This is a genomic window from Rhodopirellula sp. UH5 (assembly GCF_056839225.1).
Map to the genome: position 1 here is coordinate 7,284,965 of NZ_CM166390.1, position 18,555 is coordinate 7,303,519.

Consider the following 18,555-nt stretch of genomic DNA (forward strand, 5'->3'; position numbering starts at 1 on the left):
ACAACAGGGCTCTGGAAACCGTCCTTTGGTTTCTTTGGCGGAACACGTATGTCCAATCGCGGCGGGCACCTGAAACAACCATGGCCAGAATCGGAATTTTCTTCGGGCTGGTCCTGTGTGGACTGACGGTGGCCGCACTCAGCGTGACGACGGAAAAAAGCTACACGCAGTTCGTCCCGATGATGTTTGGCATCCCGCTGTTGTTCTTGGGCGTGGTGGGGCTGAACCCGCATCGACGCATGAGTGCAACGGTGGTCGCGTTGACGCTGGGGATGCTTGGTTTTGGTTGTGGTGCGATTCGATTTGTGGTTTTGATGGTTGAGCGGGCGGCGGGGGAAGACATCAACCCGCTGTCATTTCGGTTGGTCGTTGCAATGACGGTTGTGTGCTTGGTGTTCGCGTTGATGGCGATGATTTGGGTTCGCAAACGGCGCGAACGAAAGAGCCAAAGCGTGAATCTGGAGCAACCGCCACCAGAAACAAATTTGTCGACGGACGACCACGAAACGACGGCCGTTCCGGACGCATCGATTTCTGCGGCATCGGATGAGGACCCCCTTTCATCCTCCGCGGCAACGTCAGCGAACCCGTACCAATCGCCTCGCGTGATTGAAAATTCGACGGAGACGCGTTGATCAGGATCGCAACCTGCGATGCCTTCCCAAGCTGCGATCGTCTCACCGATTTCCCTGTTCTTTGATTTCATCCCCCACCTGAATCAGCTACATGAGTGCCACTTCGTCGGCCCAACCGGTCTTGATCTACGACACCACTTTGCGAGACGGCTCGCAGGGCGAAGGCGTGAGTTTTTCACTGCAAGACAAACTGAACATCGCGGTTCGGTTGGCTGAAATTGGCATTGAATTCATCGAAGGCGGTTACCCGCTGAGCAACGAAAAAGACGTCGCGTTCTTTGAACAAATCCGCAAACATGATCTGGGAAAATCCAAGGTCTGTGCCTTTGGAATGACGCGCCGGCGATCGATGAAAGCCGAAGACGATCCGGGCATGCAGGCCTTGGTCGCTGCGAAGACGCCGTGTTGCACGTTGGTTGGCAAAACATGGGATTTTCATGTCACCGAGGTGCTGCGTGCATCGCTGGATGAAAACCTGGCGATGATCGGTGAGTCGGCGGAGTTTTTGGCCGGACACAGTGAACTGATCTACGACGCCGAACACTTCTTTGATGGGTACAACGCCAATCCGGAGTACGCGATCAAAACGCTGCAGGCTGCGGCCGCGTCGGGGGCCAAGTGGTTGGCGTTGTGTGACACCAACGGTGGCACGCTGCCGGAACGAGTGGCGGAGGTGACCCGAATCGCGAAAGAAGCGATGTCGGCTTACGACGTTGAGATTGGGATTCACTGTCACAACGATTGTGAGCTCGCGGTGGCGAACTCATTGGCCGCCGTCGATGTCGGTGCGACTCAGGTGCAAGGCACGATCAATGGCATCGGAGAGCGTTGTGGCAACGTCGACTTGATCGCTGTGATTGCGAACTTGGCACTCAAGAAAGAGAACACAACCGTCCTGGGTGGCAGACCGCTGAAACAACTGACGGAACTGTCACGATTTGTCTACGAGACTGCGAATTTGCAGTGGCGAAACAATCAACCGTTTGTTGGTCAGAGTGCGTTTGCTCACAAAGGCGGCATGCACGTGCATGCCATCAACAAGGCCGCCAGCACTTACGAACACATTGATCCCGCGTTGGTCGGCAACGAGCGTCGGATTCTCGTGAGCGAGTTGTCCGGACGCAGCAACATCGAAGCGATCGCCGGAAAGTACAATCTGGGCGACGACAAAGAACTTCAAAACAAGATCTTGGCCGAGGTCGTGCGATTGGAAAATCGTGGCTACCAATTTGAGTCCGCGACCGCGTCGTTTGATCTGTTGGTTCGCCGGGTGGCCGGGACATTCCGTCCTCACTTTGAAACGATCAAATTCCGAGTTGTTGCCGGTGATCGCGATGTGAAGAGCCAAGTGGCCTTTGCCGAAGCGATCATCAAGTTGCAGGTCGGTGACACGCTGTGGTTTGATGCCGCAGAAGGTCATGGACCGGTCAACGCACTCGATGCGGGATTGCGGAAAGCCTTGGCGGGAGCGTATCCGGTGCTCAGTGAAATTTCGCTGATCGACTACAAAGTTCGCGTGGTCGATTCCGGCAGCGGCACGGCGGCATCGATCCGAGTCAATATCGAGAGCACCGATGGCAAAGAGACTTGGGGAACGATTGGTGTCAGTGACAACATCATCGAAGCCAGTTGGCAAGCCTTGGTCGATAGCGTTGAGTACAAGTTGCATCGCAGTGAAGCTTGAGGGGCCGAACCGGGCCCTCAATCGCTGAGTCATGATTCCAGCGGCGCAACCTGGATGTTCGCCGCCAATCCAAACCACCTCCGTTGACGTTTTGTTTTCATGTCCGAAATTCCAACTCGATTCGAACACGCCGAAGAAGCCGACAAGATCGCTCAGGCGTGGGCGGATGCCAAGTGTTCTCACGCGGATCCAGAATCCAGCAAGCCTCCATTTTCGGTGGTGATTCCGCCGCCCAACGTGACCGGTGCGTTGCACCTGGGGCATGGGCTGAACAACACGTTGCAAGACATCGTGGTTCGCCGCAAACGCATGCAGGGTTTTGAAACGCTGTGGATGCCAGGAACCGACCACGCCGGGATCGCGACGCAAGCGGTGGTGGAACGACGTCTGAAAGAGCAAGAAAACAAGACGCGGCATGACCTTGGCCGGGAAGCATTGGTCGAGCGGATTTGGCAATGGAAAGACCAATACGAAGAACGCATCTTGGGCCAACTCAAGCGGATGGGCACGAGTTGTGACTGGGAACGATTGCGATTCACGCTCGATCCCGTTTGTGCGGCTGCCGTGCGAGCCACCTTCTTTGATTTGTTCGGCAAACGTCGCATTTATCGTGGCAAGCGTTTGGTGAACTGGGACACGTTTTTGCAGACCGCAGTCAGTGATGACGAGGTTTTCAACGAGACCAAGAAAGGTCACTTCTATCACTTCCGTTACCCAGTGATCGATCCGAAGCCGGGGGAACCTGAGTTCGTGACGATCGCGACGACGCGACCCGAAACGATGTTGGGCGACACCGCAGTGGCGGTGCACCCCGATCCCGCCGCTGCCCTGGATGCGATCGAAGCTGACCTGCGTGAAAAGTTGGGAAGTGCCAATGAAAAGGAAACGGCGGAACTGAACAAGCAACTTGAGGCGTTGCAGCAACGTCGCGAGAATCGTTTGCCAGAACTGATTCAGCTTCGCGACATGGCGGCGGATGGTCGCAAATTGATGTTGCCGTTGGTCGATCGCGAAATTGATTTGGTGGCGGATGAGTGGGCCAAGCCCGAGATGGGCAGCGGCTGCGTGAAGATCACGCCCGCACACGACCCAAACGATTACGAAGTGGGGATCCGGCAGGACCTGCCGATGATCAACATTCTGAACTCAGATGGCACGCTCAACGGCGAAGGCGGCCAGTTCGCTGGCCTGACGATTCCGAAGGCTCGCAAGGCCGTGGTGGCTGCGCTGGAGGAACTGGGGTTGATGGGCGACATCGAGGATCGCGACATCGAATTGCCTCACAGCGATCGCAGCAAGACTCCGATTGAGCCTTACCTGGCCGATCAGTGGTTTGTGGCGATGGACGAACTGGCTCAGTCCGCGATGGACGCGGTCAGCGATGAACGCGTTCAGATTTTCCCCGCACGTTACCGCAAGGGATACCTGGATTGGCTCAGCGAAAAACGCGATTGGCCTGTCAGTCGTCAATTGTGGTGGGGACACCGAATTCCGATCTGGTCCAAAGGCGGTCTGTCGCAAACCGAGGCCAACGAACTGTCCAGCGACCTGGAGAAGTTGGGCGAGCGGCATCCCGACCAAATCGCACAGCGGATCGATTCGGACGGAGTCGATGCGTCGGGCGAACCGACCAAAGCGGTCTTCGTTTGCATCCGCAGTGAAGACGAAACGGTGGAAGCCGATGTGGAATCGCTTGGTTTGCAACAAGATCCCGATGTGCTGGACACCTGGTTCAGTTCTGCTCTGTGGCCGCACAGCACACTGGGGTGGCCCGCGCAAACACCGGAGCTCGCCAAGTTCTATCCCACGTCCACGCTGATCACGTCGCGAGACATCCTGACGTTGTGGGTGGCGCGAATGGTGTTGATGGGGCTGAACAACGTGGGCGAGGTTCCGTTCAGCGAAGTGTTCATTCACCCCAAGATTCTGGATGGTCTTGGTGAGACGATGAGCAAATCCAAAGGCAACGGCGTGGACCCGATCGATGTGATCGACAAGTTTGGTCCCGACGCGTTGCGTTTCGGTTTGGCTCGATTGGCGACCGAAACGCAAGACGTACGGATGCCGGTGCAGTACGAGTGCCCGTCGTGCGAAAAGCTGATTGATCAAACGAAGAAGAACCGAGCCCTGCCGTCGATGGATTGCCCCGCGTGCGGCAAACGTTTCTCGACTCAGTGGGCAGAAACCGAGGCGGACAAGGCGTTGCCGAAAGCCGCGGTGGTGAGCGAGCGATTTGAGACGGCTCGCAACTTCGTGAACAAACTATGGAACGCGTCGCGATTCGTGATGATGAACCTGGATGGTTTCGAGCCGACGTCCCTCGATGTGGCCTCGCTTCCAATCGAAGACCGTTGGTTGCTGTCGCGTTTGTCGACGGTGACGCAAACCGTTGGCGACGCGATCGAGCGTTACCAATTCGGGGAAGCTGCTCGCGTGTTGTACGACTTCGCTTGGGACGAGTTCTGCAGTTTCTATGTGGAGATCGCCAAGCCTCGGTTGTCGGATGATTCACAGCGTCAGATCGCACAGAACGTGATCGCACATGGTTTGGATCAGTTGCTGCGATTGTTGCACCCGATCATGCCGTTCGTGACCGAATCGGTGTGGAGCCATCTGGGCCAGATCGCACCCAAACGCGGTGTTCCTGAACCAGTGGAAGTCGGCCCGTTTGTGATGACGGCGAGTTTCCCAGTGGCCGATGAGTCGCATCACGATTCACAGATCGAACGTCAGTTCAGCGAGTTCCAGCAGATTGTGGCTGCCATTCGTCAGATCCGAGCGAGCCAAAACATTGCTCCGAAAGAGACGGTTCCCGCCGCGATTCGTTGCAGTGAGTCCTCGAAAGAGCTGCTGCAACCGATGACGGCGTACTTCGAAGCGTTGGCGGGGGCGGAGGTGCAATCCATCGGTCCCGACACGACGGCTTTCGAGACCGACGCTCACTTGGCGTTGCCCGATGTGGACGTGGATGTTCACGTGGACCTGGAGAAATTCATCGACGTGGAAGCGGAGTTGGCGCGTCTGGAAAAGCTTCAGGGGCAACTAACGGGGCAAATCACGGGCAAGCAAAATAAACTTTCGAACGAAAGCTTTGTCAGCCGGGCTCCTGCCGATATTGTGCAAAAGGAACGAGAGTCGTTGGCTGGTTTGCAAACGCAACTGGAAGCCGTTGCCAACGACATTTTGAAATTGAAAGCGAAAAAGTAACGCAGGCGGATGGGATTGGATCGTCGGACAACAGCTTTACGCGTCGTCCGAGGATCGAAACCGTTCGTGTGTCTGTCGCCGTTTACAATCAACCCATGGAATCTCCCTTGAAAGACATCTGGATCGGTTTTGATCTCGGCGGCACCAAAATGCTGGCTGTTGCTTACGACCACGAATTCAAAGAACTCGGACGCCGCCGCCGCAAGACTCGCGGTCGGGAAGGTTCCGACAGTGGCATCGCTCGGATTGGTTCGACGATTCAACGATTGCTTGATGAGAATGATCTGGATGTTGACCGGATCGCTGGCATTGGGATTGGTTGTCCCGGGCCGATTGATTTGAAGAAGGGACGCATTTTGATGACGCCCAACTTGGGTTGGGACGACGTCGATATTCAATCCTTCCTGGAGAAGGAATTTGATTGTCCCGCGACGGTGCTCAATGATGTTGACGCGGGCGTGTACGGTGAGTTTCTGTTCGGTGCGGCGAAGGGCAGTCGCTGTGCGGTCGGCGTGTTCCCAGGAACGGGCATCGGCGGCGGCTGCGTCTACGAGGGCCAGATTCTGCATGGTGCCGGAATCTCCTGCATGGAGATCGGGCACACACGGGTCAGCAGCGGCACGCGTTTGAGCGGCAGCAGCATGACAGGGACGTTGGAAGCGGAAGCCAGTCGATTGACAATCGCCTCGGAAGCGGCCAAGACCGCGTATCGAGGGGAAGCCCCCGCCTTGCTCAAGGACGCCGGGACGGACTTGGCCGATATCCGTAGCGGAGCCCTGGCGGACTCGATCAAGAATGGTGACAAAGCCATCAAAGCGTTGGTGGAATCTGCCAGCGTCACGATTGGCTATGGGGTCGCCAACGTCGTCAATCTGCTTTGCCCTGACACCATCATCTTGGGCGGTGGTTTGGTCGAAGCGATGGAGGACTTGATCGTCAGCACCGTCCGCAAGACCGCTCGCGAATGCGTGATGCCGGTTTACAAAGATCGCTTTGAGGTCAAACCTGCCAAGCTGGGGGACGACGCCGGCGTGCTCGGCGCTGCGGCTTGGGCAAAGAAGACCTACCCGCAACCGCCGGAATGATTCGCGTTGTATCGATCTTGCGATGAGCTAAACCGCGAGCGGATCGGTTGGAGGCATGATGTAGGCCAGGTTGTACCTGGCCTGACGAATCGCTGGTAAGCGGTCCAATCCAGGTGGTCGCATTTTGCTCGGGTTTCCCAGGGTCTCGCGTTCGCGAGTGAGGCCACGAAGTGGTCACAGACGGTAGCCGGTAGCCGGTAGCCGGTGGTCGAGCAGAGCGAAAACCACCGGACAGCGACAAAAGATTGCGGCGTCGGCCCCGAAGGGTGTCGTAGAAAACTCGGCCGTAAAAATCTTTGACCCCTTCAGGGTCAACCGTGTGATCGGGGGGCTTCCCGGCGGTGTTCGCTTCGCTCGACCGCCGGCTACCCTCTGCATTCCCTCCGGGAAAGAAGGCGCGCCGTCGCAATCCCCACCATCCCACCTGTTTCCAGCCCAACGCTGCGATCACCTGTGGAGAGTGTCACGGCCCCAGGGCGTCTGTTTCACGCCTTCAGAGACACGACCAAAGCTATGACAAAACTTTCCCATCCCTCCCAAATGCACACCGATTCGTCAGGCCAGGTAAGACCTGGCCTACGTTGCGTGGTGCTCAATGCCAACGACGCTCAGGCGTCGTCCAGCGATGCGGCGAGGGGAAACAGCAGGCTGATCATGGCGGTCACGATCATGGTGATTCCGGAAGCCAGCATCGCGCCTGGCATGCCGATGGCCCCGGCGGTTTGTCCCCAAATGAACGATCCGAGCGACATCGAGCCAGCCATCATCGTGAGGTAGCAGCCCATGCCGCGGGCTCGCAGGCGACTCGGCAAGGTGATTTGGGCGGTGGCGTTCAGAGTGGTGAGGGTCGCCATCCAACCGCATCCCATCATGAGCGTGGCCAACAGCAGGATCGGCCACGCGGGTTCGGCGCTCAATGTCAGCATGCCAATCGCATACAGCGTCATCGCAGCGGCAATCGTGCGATCAGACCCCATGTGCGAGCGAACACGCGGCAACATGGAGGCTCCGACGACGGCTCCGATTCCAACCATCGCGACCAAGATTCCAAACCCTTGGGCCCCCCAGCCCAACGCGGTCTTGGCGTACAGCGGCATCAACGACCACAGGGCACTGCCGGGCAACACAAACAGAACCACGCCCAACATCACATGCCGCATCGTTCGTTTCAAAATGACATAACGAATGCCTTGTCGCATGGAAGACAGGAACGATCGACCACGACTGGTCTCGGTCGTGTGCCGTTTCCAGCGGATCAACACCGTCAGCACACCTGCAAATGAGATGGCGTTGATCGCGAACGTGCTCCAGATTCCAAGCACGGCGATCAGGACGCCTCCGATCGCGGGGCCGACCGCGCGAGCGAGATTGAAACTGATGCTGCCCAATCCCACGGCCCGGCTGATCTGCCAACGCGGGACCAATTCTGGGATGGCGGATTGCCAGGTCGGAACGTGCAACACCATTCCCAATCCAATCACGAAGGTCATCGCAAGCAAGCCCCAAGCGGTGATGACACCGGTGGCGGTGCTGACCGCCAGCATCGCGGTGATGAACAGCAGGATCGATTGGGTTCCGATCAGCAGGTGACGTTTGTCAATTCGATCCGCGACCACACCGGCTGGGATCGCCAGGAACACAATCGGCAACGCCATCGAGGTTCGAACGGCGGCGACCATCTCGGGGGTCGCGTCCAGGGTCGTCATCAACCACCCGGCACCGACCTCGTGGATCCAGGTTCCCAAATTAGATGCCAGGGAGGCGATCCAGAACATTCGGAACATTGGTTGACGCAGCGGTTCCCAGGCGGAACGTCCAGCCGTCGGCGATGGCTGACCCGCGTCGACGACGACGGAAGCATACGGCGAGGAGATCGGTCGGGAGGAATTCAAAGACATTCAAAAACAACAGGAGTGGACGTTTCAGAGTAGGTCATGCGGGGCGATCGAGCTTGGACGAGCGACGCTGTACCGGAGCACCGCGAGGACGGCAAACACATTCGTAATCGCGCCAACACGCACAGTCGGTCCGGAGGAGGGAAACGAGGCAGGTTCCAGGACGAAGGTTCACCACGGGGACGCCCTGCGTGGGGTAGCGTCACTCAGAGGCATTCTTCCCTGACCTGGCACCGGCCGATGATCGAGCTGATACATTTACAAAAGCTTTATGACGATACGATTGCCGTCAAGGACGTGACGGTGTCGATCCCGGCTGGGGTTGTCTGCGGATTGGTCGGCCCCAATGGTGCGGGCAAAACGACGACCTTGCGGTGCATGGCGGGGCTGTTGCCGGCCACTGCCGGCGAGATCCGAATCAACGGATTTTCACCCGATTCTGACCCCGTGCGTCACAAGAGAACAATTGCGTACGTGCCGGACGATCCGCCATTGTTTGACGACCTGACAGTGGGCGAGCATCTGGACTTCATCGCCCGGTTGTACCAAATCGAAGATCACCGACGCACCGCCATTGATCTGCTGGAGCGATTTGAATTGCTCAGCAAATACGACGCGATGGTGACTTCTCTGTCGCGAGGCATGCGGCAAAAATTGGCGGTCGCGTGCGCCTACCTGATCCAACCTCAAGTTCTGTTGTTGGACGAACCTTTGACGGGGCTCGACCCGCCCGGCATTCGCGTGCTGTTGGAATCGGTGCGAGAGTTTGTCCGCAGTGGCCGCACGGTGATTGTCAGCAGCCATTTGTTGGCAATGATCGGTGATGTCTGCGACCAAGTATGGCTGCTTCAAAATGGTCTGGTCCGATATCACGGGACTACAGCCGGATTGCGAAACGAGTTTCCGGAAACGAACTCATTGGAAGAAGCGTTTTTCGCAGCGATGAAGCCGGCTGCCAAGGCCGAGGCGAACCATGCGGACGACACCCAGGTGATGGCAGCGCCTCCAAGTTTTCAGATGCCGAACCTTGAACCAAAATCCGTTGGAGCACCGATCCGTCCCGTGCCCACGAGCACAGTACCTCCATCGTCCGTGACCAACGTGTCATGAGTGCATCCGGATTCACCTCCGAACGCGTTGGCCAGGCGAACGGTCTGGGGGACTGGCTGTTGCCTGACCATTCGCTCGATGGATTGCGATACTTGTCGCGGGCACAGGTCCGTTTTCGAGTGAAGCGATTTTGGAAGCGGATGTTTTCGCCTCGCCAAGCGATTGCATCCTTGCTTTCCATCGCGTTCGTGTCCTTGTATCTGTTGGCCGGACTGACGCTGCTGTCGCGTCGCGAAGCCAACGACCCGGAACAACTGCGATTGTGGTTGTCTGGTGGGATGGTGTTGTACGCGATGTATCACACCGTCAAACACTTGTGGGCCAAGCCATCGCTGGAACCCGATGCGGAAACCTGGACGGCCGCGGATCGATTGTGGTTGGGCGGTGGCCCGGTCTCTCGCCGCACGATGGTGCTGCGAGAAGCGATGTCAGCGATTCCGTCGGCGCTTGCCAAGACGGCTTTGCTTGGCGTGGTGCTTTGGAGAGACGCGGAATTTCTGCCGCTGTTGTTGGCGGGAGTTTGTTTGGCGCTGATCGCATTGGAAATGATTCGGCGGGTGATCACCCATGGCATCGATGCGCTGCGTCCCTGCGAACGGCGACTGGGTTGCGCGATCAGTTTGGTGGTTGGGTTGGCGATGGTGTTCCAGCTCGGGGTGCAAATTTGGCAATCCACACCGCCGGGCAGCGACCCTGTGATTTATGTGTTGTCGGCGATGTCCGAAGTGGGGCACTACGCGGGATCAGCCTGGATTCAGATCATGGCGTTCGCTCTGTTGCCGGCCGCCTCGGTGGCATCTGCCGAACCTTGGTCAATGTTCGGATCGCTGGCGCCGTCGGTCTCGTTGACGTTGATGACAATGCTCGCGGTCGCAGTCATTTTGGCGCTGGCGGAGACACTGGTTCGCGTGGATGCTTGGTCAACCCGTCGCCGGACTGAAACCGAACGGCAACGATTGCGATGGATGGAAAGCAACGTGATCCAAGGAAAAACGGGGTCGTTGGATGACGTCTCGCGGTCACTGCGAGTCACATGGACTCAACGATTTGGGGACGCATTGGCCAAATGGTTGCCGGAACGCGCTCGTGGGATGTCGGGATTGGTCGTTCGACAATTGCAATGCGTTCGCCGCTACCTGCCCAACGTGATCGTCAGTTTTGCGATCCCAATGGCGCTTTCTCTCTCGCCCTTGTTGACGGACCAAACGACCAAGCAGTGGGTGTTTGTGATTGGCGGGATAGCGCTCAGTTCGTTGTTGCTGGCTCCGCCGGCGCTGCAGATTGACTTTCGTCGTGATCTGAAACGAATGTTCTTGGTGCGATCTTTGCCGCTGGGAAATGTCGCGATGTGCGTGGGCATGCTTAGCGTGCCGGTCGCGATCACGGTGTTGTTCCAGTGGAGCACGCTGGCACTGGGGGCTTGGATCGCGGCGCCACCCAAATGGCAAACGATTTGGTTGTTCATGGCACTGCCGTCGCTCGCGGTCGTGACCTTCGCCGTTGAGAACGCCTTGTTCTTGGCGTTCCCGCATCACGTGCATGCTCAAGGCATCGCGATGGTGATCCGGGCCAAGATCACGTTCCTATGGAAAGGGGTGATGCTGGCCATCGCTCCGATCGGGCTGATCAGCTACGTGATGATGTGCGAACGCCTGTTGCCATCGTTTTGGGTGGGGCCCGCTGCGTTTGCAGGGACCCTGTTCGCCGTCTGGAGCGTCGCCGCGTTGGCCGGTTGGGTCTTGGTGCGATGCTGGAACCGATTCGACCCGCTGATCGACACGCCACCTGAGTAGGCGAGTGGCGAGTGGCGAGTGGCGAGTGGCGAGTGGCGAGTGGCGAGTGGCGAGTGGCGAGTGGCGAGTGGCGAGTGGCGAGTACGAGTACGAGTACGAGTACGAGTACGAGTACGAGTACGAGCTAGAAGCTAGAAGCTAGAAGCGACTAATTCCCGACGTCTTGGGTGATGGAGAATCCGCCGAATGGGACGATGCCATAGACGCCTTCGGTGAAGACTTGACGCACAAAGTCACCGAAGACGGTGATCGGGCGATCGGGGATCACGATCACGTCGCCATCGCGGACCCAAATTTCATCGGCAGGCGTGGGACGTTTCCCGCGGATGGCTCCGTTGAGGTCCAGCATCGTGCTGATCATTCGCCAATCTTCAGCCCGGCGGAACACGATGACTTGTCGGAGGTTGCCTTCTGGCAGGTGCCCGCCGGAGGAGGCGATTGCGCCGAGCACGGTGGTGGGGGTGGTGATTTCCAATCGCCCAGGTTGGCCGACTTGTCCGAGCACATACACAAAGTGGGGTGCTTGCTGAGTGAGAATGGGTTCGACTTCCAACCCCACCACGACTTCTGCGTAGCGAAGGTTGACTTCTCGTTTGAGTTGTTCCAACGTGAAGCCTTGCACGCTGACTTGACCGATTCCCGGCAGTCGCACATGCCCATCCGGCATGACGGTTGTCGTGATCGCTTGCGCGGTGAAGCCGCCCAGTCCACCAACTGCGGCTCGGATGTCCTCGGCCAAGGTGTTGGTGCGAACCGGCGTGACATCAATGGCGGGATCATCGTAGAACGCCTTGTATTCGCGTTCCAGCAATTCACGCAGTCCCGGCACGGTCAATCCGGCCGCTTGGACTTGTCCGAGCAGACGCACCGTGATGGTTCCGTCGGGTTGAATCAGCAGTCCGCTATCGAGCGTTCCTCGGTCCAGGTCTTCGTCCGCGATGGATTCGATGGAAACTTGGTCCCCGGGCATCAGCCGGTACTGACCCGCATTTTGGCGGCGTGTGACCAAGTACACCATTTGCAGCTGATCACCGGGGCGAACATGGTATTTCGCCAAATGACGCATGCGAGCCGGGCCGGTGTAGCCACCCGGTCCATACTTGTCGAAGTCCATCGGCTTCATGTCTTGCCAACGAGCCTCGCTGCCGCATGCGGTGGCGCAGTCGACGCCCAGCATGCACTTGGGGCAACCGTAACCTTCCATTGTTTGCACCAAGTGCGTGCCACAGGATCCGCAGGGCCCGTAGGTGGAAACATGGGGGACGGTTGTCAGCGTCGGAACCGGCACGCGTTGAGCGTTGGTGGCTGGCAGCAGCTCACCCGAACGCACTTGTGCTTGGACGCCGGGCAGTTGCAACAACGACCAAGCGATCATCATTCCGGCAGCAATGCATCGGGTGCTGTTTCGGAGCAACGAGGATGCACGATCGGACGACAAGGTCGGAGTCGAGATGAACAATGACGGAGCGAGAATCAAGCTCATGGTCTTACCACCACTTTTTGAGTTGAGGCAAGAAACGGGAACTGTTTCGCGTCGGTGGTTCGGGAGGATCGGAAGGTCCAGTCGAGTTCGGTTGGGGATTCGAATTGATTTGTCCCAATGCTGCCGTGGCTGGCGGAGTGTTCATCAAGCGGTAGCTGGCCGGTTGAGCTTCGACCGTCGTGGTTCCAGCAACGTTTCTGGCGGGGGGGGATCCGATGGCGGTTTGCATCTGTCGGCCTTGACCCGGGATGACGCTCCGGGAGACCGAAGCGAATTGTTCTGGGGTCATCGTGACAACGTCAGGCGTGCGTCGTGTTTGGACCTGCGATTGGACGGGAGCCCCTTTCATGACCGTGGTGGCGGAAGGTGTCATGGCTTGCAGTTGGTTGAGTTTGCTCAACACTTGAGGGTCATAACGCAGTGTCAGTGAATGCTGGAGTGCCCAACTGGCTTCCTCGACCAAGCCGACATCGGCCAAGTGGAGTCCCAGTTTGGCGACCAGGTCCGGGTTGTTGCTCTGGCCCTGCACAGCCGCTCTTCGCAAACAGATCGCGGATGGACCGGGCAACTGCGATTCCTCGCCACGACCAAGTCGAATGGCAGCGAGTAGGTCCATGGCTTGAGCGGCCAGCAGGCTTTTCCCGGCCACTTCACTGAGTTCCATGCGAGCCAAGTCGAGATACCGGTCAATGGCTTCGGTTGCATTGGGAATCGACGACGTTCCGCCCTCGGAGCTCTCGACCAACATCTCGGTGTACCAACCCAGGTTGTCTTGGGGGGCGGACTGCGAGTTGGGTTGCGAAGCGGCGTTTGCTTTTCGACCGCGACGAGGAAGGCCTTCGCGAACGACTGGGGTGCGGTGGGAACGAGCCAAGCGAGCGATGGACTCAGGGGCACTGGTCGCATAGGGACCGACGAAGTCTTGAGCCTCGTTCAGGGCATCGCTTCCTGATTGCAGTCGCTGAACCGCGGTGTGAGAAGGTGCTGGTGTGATGCTTTGTCCCGACTCAATTGCGGAACGAGAGCGTGTGTGCTGATCGTGCAAGTCGATGGCTTCGGCAGCCAGGTGCAGTGTTTTCCAGGCCGAGGTTTCCGCCGAAGCGTAGGCCGCGGAACTGTACTCCAACTCGGCTTGTTGGAAGTGAGTCCAAGCTTCGTCAAGTTTGGATTTTGCCGTTTGAGTCGCCAAGTACATCCCGGATGCGGCGGCCGGTGGAGTGACGGGGGCGTTGGCGCGTTCCTCGGTTCGTCGTTTTGCGATCGCATCCATGAAGCGTTGGTTGACGGGATTCTGACCGACGGACTCCTGGTGTGGTTGTGGCAAGGGAGTGGTTTGCGCGGTCTGGCTGGACGAGGGTCCCGCGGCGGGCAGACGTTTCGGTCTCGCATTTTCCGCCGGGGAAGCCGGTGATGGTCCTGCTGCCCAAGCGGTTGTTGCTTGCGAGCGGTCGTCAGGACGCATCGCGATTCGCAGCGCGTCTGGTGCCAGTGTGGGTTGGCCCAGCATCGGTTGGGTTTCAGAATGACCCGTGTGTTGCCGGGACGTTTTCGCCGTTTCCGGCCCTGCGGGTTGGAAGGTTTCGAAGCTGTTCTGGTTCGGCCCAACGGGGGCGTGCGCAGCGAATCCGGCGGTTTCCGTTGGTGGGGAAGCTGAAGGTGGCATCCAGAAATCAGCCGACATTTCCGAAGCGGGTTGTTTGACCAGCGACGAGTCCGATTGGGGCAGCATCAATCGAGCGGTGGCAATCTCCGGCGTGGCGGCGACGCCTGCTGAGGAGGAGGCGGTTGTCCCCAACACGAACTGGTTGGTGCGAGTGGTCTGAGCCAAAACGGGCGAAACCAACAAGGTCAGCGGGGCCAACCCGAACACGATGAGCATCCGGGAACGCCGTCGCTGCGCACCGTGAGCACGGCAATTCGCGGGGACAAACCGATGACGGATGGGACGCAACATAAGACTCGATCAACAGCGGGATGATGTTCGACAACCTTGTCATCGGGCGGTCCCTCGGTCCGGTTGTGATGATTTTGCCTTCCGATCGAATCACAACAGTTGCAGCGGTGGGACAAGCGGCAAAATCGTTACAAGTTCACGGCGACTGCGAATTTTGCCCCCCCCGGGAGTTTCATGACGTAGGGTTTTCCAGATGGTTCTGCCCCCCAAGATTCTCAAACCCTCTCCAAATCCTCATGACGCGTGATGTAAACGGCCAAAACCGAGCGAGCGATCGCTTCCATGCAAAGCATCGTGATCAGTTGCAGGCAGTGGTGGTGATTCTTCGCGACGACATCGTGAAAGAATACGAATGCCAACTAGCGGATCTCAGCCAAGGCGGTTGCGCCGTGCGCGCGAAGCTGGGAGAAGATTCCAATGTCACCATCGCGGTGCTTCGTATTCAAGCGCCGACGTTGGGAATCGAATTGGAAGTTGCTGGACGCCTCTGCTGGAACCAGCAGACCTCGGTTGGATCCAACACCTTCGGATTCCGTTTTCGACGGCCGATTGATTCGGATCTGATTGACCGAATGGTGGATGGTGGGTTGATCACTCGCCGGGAAGAGGAACGCATGCAGGTCGGAATGCCCGTGCAAGTCCGTCGAGCGCACGGCAAGCCTGAGGTTCACGATGTTGTGCTGGAAGATTGTTCCGCATCTGGCATGCGAATCACCTTGCTCGGTCACGTGGACCCGTCGGAACGATTGCTGATCAGCACGCCTTCGGGCGTGAGCGGGACTGTGACCGTGATCTGGTTGCGTCGCACGGAAGATGATCGGTGCGAGTGCGGGTGCGTGTTCCAGAACCTGCGTTCAGCTCGGGCCATCAACGACGAGTTGAACCAAATTTTGGTTTGACCAACCACTGTCGTCAGGTGACGCTCAACCAGTTCCGCCTCAGCGTTTCGAACGGTTGGACATTTGCTGTGCGTATTCTTGCACCGTGACACGTCCGTCGCCATTGGCGTCTGCTCCGGCAGGGCTGAGCAACATCGATTTCCATTCGGTTGCCGTGAGCGCCCCGTCGTTGTTTTTGTCGTAGCGTCCGATGATGGTCCCAGCGTATTTCAGTTGTTTTTCCGACGGCGGCGGACCGTCTGCCGCGGGCGAACTGGATGAGCTGCTGCCACTGGAACTCGCATTGCTGGGGGATGCTGATCCCGCCATGGAACGTCCGGTCGGAGCGTCCGTAGCGACGGCACCGTCGTTCACGCCTTGGCGAACTTCGGATTGAGTGATCACGCCGTCTTGGTTTTGATCCCAGCGATAAAATTCCTTGATGCGATCGGTGTTCCATTCGCTCGTGTACTCATTCATTGACACTTGGCCGTCGCGATTGAGGTCGCGTTGAGCGAAGAAGCTCGGCATTCCCTCCGCCGTCCCTGCGTCTTGAACCCGGTACGACTTGCGTCCGCCGAAATCGACTTCGACCGGGACGCGACTGTCATCGTCGTTGCTGCCGCGGTCATCACGACGATTGTCGCGAGAAGCTTCTTCATTGCCTCTCCGAACGGCTTGCCGGGTTGCCAGTTCCATTTCCGAGAGCTTGCCGTCGCCGTTGCGGTCAAAGTCCATTGGGTTGCCCCAGAACCGGCTCGAAATCTCATCTTTTCCAAGCTGGCCGTCTTTGTTGCGATCGTAGCGTCCCAAGGTTTCGCGAGCGCTTTTGCGGTCTTCTTCGGTGGTGGGGGTCGCCATGATTTCAGCAGCGGGGCCAAAACCGGGCACCAAGACTGGATCCACTTCCAAGCCAAATCCGGGAACCAGCATCTCCAATTCCATTTCGTCTGTGGAACCACTGCTGCCGCCTCGGCGGTCGTCGTTGCCGCGTGAGTCACCACCTCCCTCGCGTTCTTTTCGCATCTTTTCAAAGGCGCTGCTGAATTTGGACAGCGGAATGGGCGAACCCACTTTGATGCTGGAGTCGGTCGATGCCAGGCGTTGAATCAGGAATCCAGCCGGACCTTCTTGCTCGTCGGGATCCAAGGTGCCGTTTCCATTGCGATCCAAACGAGACAACATGCTGGAGGGATCAAAGCCACCACCAGGACCGCCGCGGCCGCCGCCTCCGCCTCGTTCGCCGCCACCACCCCGTTCGCCGCCGCCACCCCGTTCGCCGCCGCCACCGCGTTCGCCACCGCCACCGCGACCACCACGGCCACCTCCGCCTTCACCTCCTCTTCCAGGGGGCTGGGCCAGTGTCGGCAATGACATCAGCACGGCGAGGGCAGGGATGAGCAGCAATCGGATGGAGAATGGGCTCGTGAGCATGGCAAAGTCTGAATGACGAGACGAAGCGAGAAAAGAGAGCGTTGGACGCCGAGGTCCAATTCACGACCAGTGGAATTGGATTGGTTTCCAGCCTACATCGTTTCAACCCTTTGGCGTCCGAAAAGTTTCGATTCTGGGGGTGCCGAATCGACGGGGACGCTCTTTTTTCCGTCAACGGAGGTCATTTTGTTTGGGATTGGTCGGTTTGTGGGGAATGGGCAATCTCAGAAACGCATCCGGGCCTGAATTCACAGTACGAAGACGAACTTTCACCCAAAGGAGCTCAGGGGAGATGATCAGGGTCAGAATCTGACTTTCGGTGAAATGCCAACTTCTTCTAAAGTCGCGACTCGGAACGGTCGAGCGTGGGGCTCGGCGAACCTGGGTGCTCTCCATTTTCCCGTGGCTTTGGCTGTGTTTGCCCGACTGAATTGTCTTCGAGTGAACGAACGCAACCGGATCGCCTCCATTCCGTGGTGGTTGGCCAAGGCGTTTCTGATTGCCTGCGTCTTTGGGGGGGGATCCAGCCTCTCGGCACAGCAATCTGAACCCAGCATTGTTCGTCCAAATGATCCTTTGCCCAGCAAAGCGACCGTTTCTGATCCCGAAGTGCTGGAGCGAACTCCGGTCGAATTCTTTGGTGGCCCGGAAAACCTCGAAGCTTCCGAACCCTCTGACCGCACTCCCCTCGACTTCATTGCCGGAGGCCCGGATCAGTGGACCAGTCCCGAGGGCTTGGCTGGCAGTTTGCAAGTCATGCTGCTGCTCACGGTGCTGTCGCTGGCGCCCGCAATTTTGTTGATGACGACGTGTTATGTCCGGATCATCATCGTGCTCGGATTGTTACGACAAGCGATTGGCCTGCAGTCCCTGCCCCCCAGCCAAGTGATGACGAGCGTGGCTTTGTTCATGACGTTGTTCGTGATGGCGCCCGTCTGGACGCGGGTCTACGACGATGCAATCAAGCCCTACACCGATCCAGAAGTGGAGATGACATTGGAAGAGGCGTTCGAAAAGGGCGCCATTCCAATTCGCGAATTCATGTCCTGGCAAATCCGGGAAGCACGCAACGAAGACGACGTGGTGCTGTTTTATGGCTACATGGATCCCGACGCGGTCGTGCCCAGCACGTTTGATGACGTGCCCCTGCGTGTCCTCTTGCCTGCGTTCATCTTGAGCGAACTGAAGACATCGTTCTTGATGGGCTTTCAAATTTACCTGCCCTTTTTGATCGTCGACTTGGTGGTTGCCAGCGTCACGATCTCGATGGGGATGCTGATGTTGCCTCCCGCCGTGATCGCGTTGCCATTCAAACTGTTGTTGTTTGTGTTGGTGGATGGTTGGCGATTGGTGGTCGAGATGTTGATGAACAGCTTCGGGACAATGGGATAACGCAA

The 18,555-nt window shown here is 58.1% G+C and carries 13 protein-coding genes; 9 read left to right on the plus strand and 4 right to left on the minus strand.

From position 1 onward, the window contains the following. The first annotated feature begins 80 nt into the window (after positions 1-80). The 4 genes from UH5x_RS26105 to UH5x_RS26120 all read left to right on the plus strand — a co-directional run bounded on the left by UH5x_RS26105 (position 81) and on the right by UH5x_RS26120 (position 6,611). Positions 81-635: an MFS transporter gene (locus UH5x_RS26105; RefSeq protein WP_047817605.1), complete on the plus strand. Its 555-nt coding sequence runs from the start codon at positions 81-83 to the stop codon at positions 633-635. A gap of 91 nt (positions 636-726) precedes the next feature. Continuing rightward, on the plus strand, positions 727-2,319 hold the full coding sequence (gene cimA / locus UH5x_RS26110) for a citramalate synthase (RefSeq protein ID WP_047817548.1): 1,593 nt from the start codon (positions 727-729) through the stop codon (positions 2,317-2,319). 99 nt (positions 2,320-2,418) lie between these two features. After that, positions 2,419-5,526, plus strand: coding sequence for a class I tRNA ligase family protein (locus UH5x_RS26115; RefSeq protein WP_482634182.1), 3,108 nt, complete (start codon positions 2,419-2,421; stop codon positions 5,524-5,526). A 107-nt stretch (positions 5,527-5,633) separates the two neighbouring features. Then, positions 5,634-6,611, plus strand: coding sequence for an ROK family protein (locus UH5x_RS26120; RefSeq protein WP_047817604.1), 978 nt, complete (start codon positions 5,634-5,636; stop codon positions 6,609-6,611). A gap of 608 nt (positions 6,612-7,219) precedes the next feature. On the opposite strand, the gene UH5x_RS26125 is transcribed toward UH5x_RS26120, so the two are convergent. Next, positions 7,220-8,509 carry an MFS transporter gene (locus UH5x_RS26125; protein ID WP_047817546.1) on the minus strand — a complete coding sequence of 430 codons (1,290 nt, stop codon included), beginning with the start codon at positions 8,507-8,509 and terminating at the stop codon, positions 7,220-7,222. Between the two features lie 237 nt (positions 8,510-8,746). On the opposite strand from UH5x_RS26125, the gene UH5x_RS26130 reads away from it, so the two are divergent. From UH5x_RS26130 to UH5x_RS26140, 3 genes are read left to right on the plus strand one after another with little or no spacing between them, the layout of a single operon-like run. Continuing rightward, complete coding sequence (locus tag UH5x_RS26130) at positions 8,747-9,616, plus strand: ABC transporter ATP-binding protein (protein WP_047817545.1); 870 nt, start codon at positions 8,747-8,749, stop codon at positions 9,614-9,616. Further along, positions 9,613-11,409, plus strand: a complete 1,797-nt coding sequence (locus UH5x_RS26135) for a hypothetical protein (RefSeq protein WP_482634183.1) — start codon at positions 9,613-9,615, stop codon at positions 11,407-11,409. Before UH5x_RS26130 ends, UH5x_RS26135 begins: the two co-directional genes overlap by 4 nt. Positions 11,410-11,413: 4 nt before the next feature. Next, the gene (locus tag UH5x_RS26140; protein ID WP_482634184.1) at positions 11,414-11,551 is read left to right on the plus strand and encodes a hypothetical protein; all 138 of its coding nucleotides are present in this window, start codon (positions 11,414-11,416) and stop codon (positions 11,549-11,551) included. A gap of 6 nt (positions 11,552-11,557) precedes the next feature. Here the strand turns inward: UH5x_RS26140 and UH5x_RS26145 are convergent, their stop codons facing one another. Next, positions 11,558-12,787 (minus strand): polysaccharide biosynthesis/export family protein, encoded by a 1,230-nt coding sequence (locus UH5x_RS26145; RefSeq protein WP_315852670.1) that lies wholly within the window; start codon positions 12,785-12,787, stop codon positions 11,558-11,560. 109 nt (positions 12,788-12,896) lie between these two features. Further along, entirely contained in the window at positions 12,897-14,846 is a 1,950-nt protein-coding gene (locus UH5x_RS26150; RefSeq protein ID WP_482634185.1) for a hypothetical protein, read from the minus strand. 236 nt (positions 14,847-15,082) lie between these two features. Here UH5x_RS26150 and UH5x_RS26155 point away from each other — a divergent pair, with 236 nt between their 5' ends. Continuing rightward, positions 15,083-15,745: a PilZ domain-containing protein gene (locus tag UH5x_RS26155; protein ID WP_047817543.1), complete on the plus strand. Its 663-nt coding sequence runs from the start codon at positions 15,083-15,085 to the stop codon at positions 15,743-15,745. 39 nt (positions 15,746-15,784) lie between these two features. Here the strand turns inward: UH5x_RS26155 and UH5x_RS26160 are convergent, their stop codons facing one another. Beyond that, positions 15,785-17,158 carry an EF-hand domain-containing protein gene (locus UH5x_RS26160; protein WP_482634186.1) on the minus strand — a complete coding sequence of 458 codons (1,374 nt, stop codon included), beginning with the start codon at positions 17,156-17,158 and terminating at the stop codon, positions 15,785-15,787. A gap of 402 nt (positions 17,159-17,560) precedes the next feature. Between UH5x_RS26160 and fliP the strand changes: the two genes are divergently transcribed. After that, positions 17,561-18,550 (plus strand): flagellar type III secretion system pore protein FliP, encoded by a 990-nt coding sequence (fliP, locus tag UH5x_RS26165; RefSeq protein WP_236696789.1) that lies wholly within the window; start codon positions 17,561-17,563, stop codon positions 18,548-18,550. The last annotated feature ends 5 nt before the right edge of the window (positions 18,551-18,555 follow it).

What these genes read in the sequence shown, in the direction of transcription:
- UH5x_RS26105 (WP_047817605.1), top strand. Translation starts at nt 81, where the DNA reads ATGGCCAGAATCGGAATTTTCTTCGGGCTGGTCCTGTGTGGACTGACG.
- cimA (WP_047817548.1), top strand. Translation starts at nt 727, where the DNA reads ATGAGTGCCACTTCGTCGGCCCAACCGGTCTTGATCTACGACACCACT.
- UH5x_RS26115 (WP_482634182.1), top strand. Translation starts at nt 2,419, where the DNA reads ATGTCCGAAATTCCAACTCGATTCGAACACGCCGAAGAAGCCGACAAG.
- UH5x_RS26125 (WP_047817546.1), bottom strand. Translation starts at nt 8,509, where the DNA reads ATGTCTTTGAATTCCTCCCGACCGATCTCCTCGCCGTATGCTTCCGTC.
- UH5x_RS26130 (WP_047817545.1), top strand. Translation starts at nt 8,747, where the DNA reads ATGATCGAGCTGATACATTTACAAAAGCTTTATGACGATACGATTGCC.
- UH5x_RS26135 (WP_482634183.1), top strand. Translation starts at nt 9,613, where the DNA reads ATGAGTGCATCCGGATTCACCTCCGAACGCGTTGGCCAGGCGAACGGT.
- UH5x_RS26145 (WP_315852670.1), bottom strand. Translation starts at nt 12,787, where the DNA reads ATGATGATCGCTTGGTCGTTGTTGCAACTGCCCGGCGTCCAAGCACAA.
- UH5x_RS26150 (WP_482634185.1), bottom strand. Translation starts at nt 14,846, where the DNA reads ATGTTGCGTCCCATCCGTCATCGGTTTGTCCCCGCGAATTGCCGTGCT.
- UH5x_RS26155 (WP_047817543.1), top strand. Translation starts at nt 15,083, where the DNA reads ATGACGCGTGATGTAAACGGCCAAAACCGAGCGAGCGATCGCTTCCAT.
- UH5x_RS26160 (WP_482634186.1), bottom strand. Translation starts at nt 17,158, where the DNA reads ATGCTCACGAGCCCATTCTCCATCCGATTGCTGCTCATCCCTGCCCTC.